This is a genomic window from Sandaracinobacter sp. (genome assembly GCF_041909755.1).
Lineage (GTDB): Bacteria > Pseudomonadota > Alphaproteobacteria > Sphingomonadales > Sphingomonadaceae > Sandaracinobacteroides.
On record NZ_JAYRCW010000143.1, the window covers coordinates 1 to 3,994 of the forward strand.

At 68.8% G+C, this 3,994-nt stretch carries 3 protein-coding genes and 1 pseudogene; 1 reads left to right on the plus strand and 3 read right to left on the minus strand.

Features of this window, described 5'->3' with window-relative positions:
- The 3 genes and pseudogenes from pepN to ACE3O8_RS13070 all read right to left on the minus strand — a co-directional run.
- Positions 1–699, minus strand: a pseudogene (pepN, locus tag ACE3O8_RS13060) (aminopeptidase N); the annotation flags it as partial.
- A gap of 44 nt (positions 700–743) precedes the next feature.
- Positions 744–1,499, minus strand: coding sequence for a TIGR02186 family protein (locus ACE3O8_RS13065; RefSeq protein WP_374390426.1), 756 nt, complete (start codon positions 1,497–1,499; stop codon positions 744–746).
- Positions 1,496–2,416 carry a sulfite exporter TauE/SafE family protein gene (locus ACE3O8_RS13070; protein ID WP_374390430.1) on the minus strand — a complete coding sequence of 307 codons (921 nt, stop codon included), beginning with the start codon at positions 2,414–2,416 and terminating at the stop codon, positions 1,496–1,498. The genes ACE3O8_RS13065 and ACE3O8_RS13070 overlap by 4 nt, the downstream gene beginning before the upstream one ends.
- Before the next feature lie 231 nt (positions 2,417–2,647).
- Between ACE3O8_RS13070 and trmFO the strand changes: the two genes are divergently transcribed.
- On the plus strand, positions 2,648–3,994 hold a 1,347-nt coding region (gene trmFO / locus ACE3O8_RS13075; protein ID WP_374390428.1), incomplete at its 3' end, for a methylenetetrahydrofolate--tRNA-(uracil(54)-C(5))-methyltransferase (FADH(2)-oxidizing) TrmFO.

Here is a 3,994-nt window from a genome sequence, read left to right on the forward strand (position 1 = left end):
CAGGCTGTCCATCGCGTGGCGGCAGCGCGGCACGTCCGCCTCTGCCACCCAGATCGCGAGATCCACCGTCCGGCCGGAGCAGGTGGTGAAGCTGTCCCTGAGCGGTGACAGGTCGCCCGCGACCAGTGCGAACAGGTAGCTGGGCTTGGGGAAGGGATCGTCCCACTCGGCGAAGTGGCGACCGCCGGGCAGCGAGCCGCTCGCGCCGGGGTTGCCGTTGGCCAGCAGCACCGGATAGCGCGCGGCATCCGCCTCCAGACGGACATGATAGCGGGTGAGGACGTCCGGCCTGTCGGGGAAGAAGGTGATGCGGCGAAATCCTTCCGCCTCGCACTGGGTGCAGAGGTTGCCGCCCGAGCTGTAGAGGCCCATCAGCCGGCTGTTGCCCGCCGGATGGATAGCGACCGTCGTTTCGATGACGGCCTCGTCGCCCGCGATGTCCAGCAGCAGGCCGTCCGGCGTCGCGTTGGCGGGGCGGTCGACGCCGTCCACCTTCAGCGAGAGAAGTTCCAGATCCTCTCCGTCCAGCTGGAGGACGGATGGGTGATCGCCGTTCCGGCGCACCTCCAGGCGGGCGTGGACGAGGGTGCGATCAGGATCCAGCTCGAACCGGAGCGCCATATCGGGCACCAGCCAGTCCGGCGCGCGATAATCGGCAAGGCGCTTGCGGGGCGGGGCGAGCGGGGCTGGCGAATCCATCGCCAAGACCTAGGGTGGCGCGGGAGTGGGCGCAACCGCGACGCTCAGGCGCGGCGGCCGATCTGGCCTGCGGCGACCCCCATGGCCACGGCGAGCGCGACGGCAAACAGGCCGTAGAGGAAGCCATGGTCCTGCGCGAACACATAGAGGCTGCGTTCGAACCCGGTCTTGTCGATGATGACGGGCGCCGTCGACCGGGCGCGGACCCGGCCGTCGCTGATGAGATAGATTTCGGCCTGGTAGTTGCCGACCGGCACGGCGGAGGGGATCGGCAGCCGGGCGCGATAGAGGATGCGGTCGGTGACCTGCACGCCATAGGGCTGCTCCACGAACAGCCCTTCGCTGACGCGCAGCTTCACCAGCCCTTCCTGGAAGCGGCCTGTCGTTTCGGCGTCGGCCGCCGTCGCGGGGGACAGTTGCAGGTGCCTCAGGCCGATCTCGTAGATGGCGGCGTTGCGTTCATCCAGCAGGTCGCGCACGGGCTTGGTGGTGGCGACCGCATAATAGCCGGGGGCGGATTCGAAGCGCAGCGCCTCGGTATTGACCCAGATGCCTGCGATCCGCGCCTTCTTCCGCACGGTGATCGGCTCCACCGGGCCGCGCAGGATGACCGCGATGCCGGGCGGCTCGCTGGGCACCACGCCGCCCGGATACTGGATCGCGCCGAAGATCAGCAGCTCGGCGCCGGCGAAGCGGTAGGAGATGTCGATGCGGCTTTGCGACAGGTCTGTCACCAGCCGGGGCTGCTGCGCCTGGGCGGCGCCCGCGAGCAGCAGCAGAAGGGCGGCCAGCCACCTCATGCCAGCGCCGTCTGGATGGAGAAGAGCTCTTTCGGTGTCCAGGTGAGGCCGATGGCGAGGCGGACGGCGACGGCAAGGACGAGCAGCGCCAGGAACAGCCGCAGCTTTTCGGGCGGCAGGCGCATGGCCGCGCGCGCGCCCAGCTGTGCGCCTGCGACGCCGCCGATCAGCAGCAGCGCCGCCAGCAGGATATCCACCGTCTGCGATTGCGTGGCGTGCAGCAGCGTGGCGGCCGCGGTGACGAACAGGATCTGGAACAGGCTGGTGCCCACCACCACGCCTGCCGCCATGCCCAGCAGATAGAGCATGGCCGGCACCATGATGAAGCCGCCGCCGACCCCCATGATCACCGTGAGGATGCCCACGCCCGCCCCCACCAGGAAGGGAGCCAGCGGCGAGATGTAGATGCCGGACCGCGGGAAGCGCATCTTCATCGGCAGCGCCGCGACCAGCGGATGGTGCCGCCGCCCGCGCCGGGGCGGGGCCTGTCCGGCACGCTGCGCCTTCAGCGTGGCGAGCGCCTCCTTCAGCATCAGGCCGCCCACGGTGCCCAGGAACAGCACATAGATGAGGCCGATGGTGACATCGATCTGCCCCAGCGATTTCAGCCAGCGGAACAGGAAGGAGCCCAGCACGGACCCCATCAGCCCGCCCGCGACCAGCACCGCGCCCATCTTCACATCCACCTGTCCGCGCCGGAAATAGCTGTAGGCCCCCGATACGCTGGAGCCGGTGACCTGCGTGGCCGACGAAGCGACCGCGATCGCGGGGGGAATGCCATAGAAGATGAGCAGCGGCGTGGTCAGGAACCCGCCGCCCACACCGAACATGCCGGATAGGAACCCGACAAGCGCGCCCAGCCCGATGATGACAAGGGCGTTGACGGACATTTCGGCGATGGGAAGGTATAGATCCACGATCCAACCCATAGCCTGCAATTCGGCCAATAAAAGGGCCGGCGAGCAATGCTCGCCGGCCAGTCGGGTCGCTTTCAGCCCGGACTGGCCGGGCGTCGCCGATATCTGCTGAATCCGGCGCGGTTACAAGGGGCAGACAGCCGGATTCCTGCGCCGAACCGAGAATTAATGTCACATCTGTTGCAGTCTTGCCGCCTTGCAGGGGGTGGGGCGGCACGGCAAAGGGCAGGCATGAAGAATGCCGTGCATGTGATCGGGGGCGGGCTGGCCGGTTCGGAGGCCGCCTGGCAGCTCGCCAGCCGGGGTGTGCCCGTCGTGCTGCACGAGATGCGCGGCGGCGGCGGGGCGACGCCTGCGCACCAGACGGACCAGCTGGCCGAACTGGTCTGTTCCAACAGCTTCCGGTCGGACGATCCCGACTATAACGCCGTGGGCCTGCTGCACGCCGAGATGCGCGCGCTGGGCAGCCTGGTGATGCGCGCGGCCGATGGCGCGAAGGTGCCCGCCGGATCCGCGCTGGCGGTGGACAGGGAGATTTTCGCCGCCGCCGTGACAGCCGCGCTGGAGGGTCACCCGCTGGTGACGATCGTCCGCGAAGAGGTGGGCACGCCGGATCCCGCCTGGAGGCAGGTGCTGATCGCGACCGGGCCGCTGACGGCGCCGGGGCTGGCCGCCTTCATCCAGGGGCTGACGGGCGAGGACCATCTGGCCTTCTTCGACGCCATCGCGCCCATCGTTCACACCGACAGCATCGACATGGACGTCGCCTGGCGGCAATCCCGCTACGACAAGGGGCCGGACGGCGAAATTCTGCCGCCGGGCGAGGGCGATTACATCAACTGCCCGCTTTCGAAGGCGCAGTATCTGGAATTCGTGGCCGCACTGAACGCTGCCGAAAAGGCGGACTTCAAGGACTGGGAGCGCGATACCCCCTATTTCGAAGGCTGCATGCCGATCGAGGTGATGGCGGAGCGCGGGCCGAACACGCTGCGCTTCGGGCCGATGAAGCCGGTGGGGCTGCGCGATCCGCGCACCGGGCGCGGCGCCTGGGCGGTTGTGCAGCTGCGGCAGGACAATGCCTCAGGCACGCTGATGAACATGGTGGGGTTCCAGACCAAGCTGAAGCATGGCGAGCAGACCCGCCTGTTCCGCACCATCCCCGGGCTTGAACGGGCGGAGTTCGCCCGGCTGGGCGGGCTGCACCGCAACAGCTTCATCCGCTCTCCCCTTTTGCTGGATGAGACGCTGCGGCTGAAGGCGGCGACGGAAATCAGCTTTGCCGGACAGATCACCGGCTGCGAAGGCTATGTGGAATCCGCGGCCGTCGGGCTGATGGCGGGGCTGTTCCTGGCGGCCCGCGCCACCGGCGAAGAGCCTGTCCGCCCGCCGCGCGAAACGGCGCTCGGCTCGCTGCTGGCGCATATCACCGGGGAGGCGGTGGCGGAGAGCTTCCAGCCGATGAACATCAATTTCGGCCTGTTCCCGCCCATCGAGGGCGCCGAGCGGGGGCGGGAGCGCAAGGCGAAGATCGCGGCGCGGGCGAAGCGGGCGCTGGACGGGTGGCTGCCTCAGGCCCTC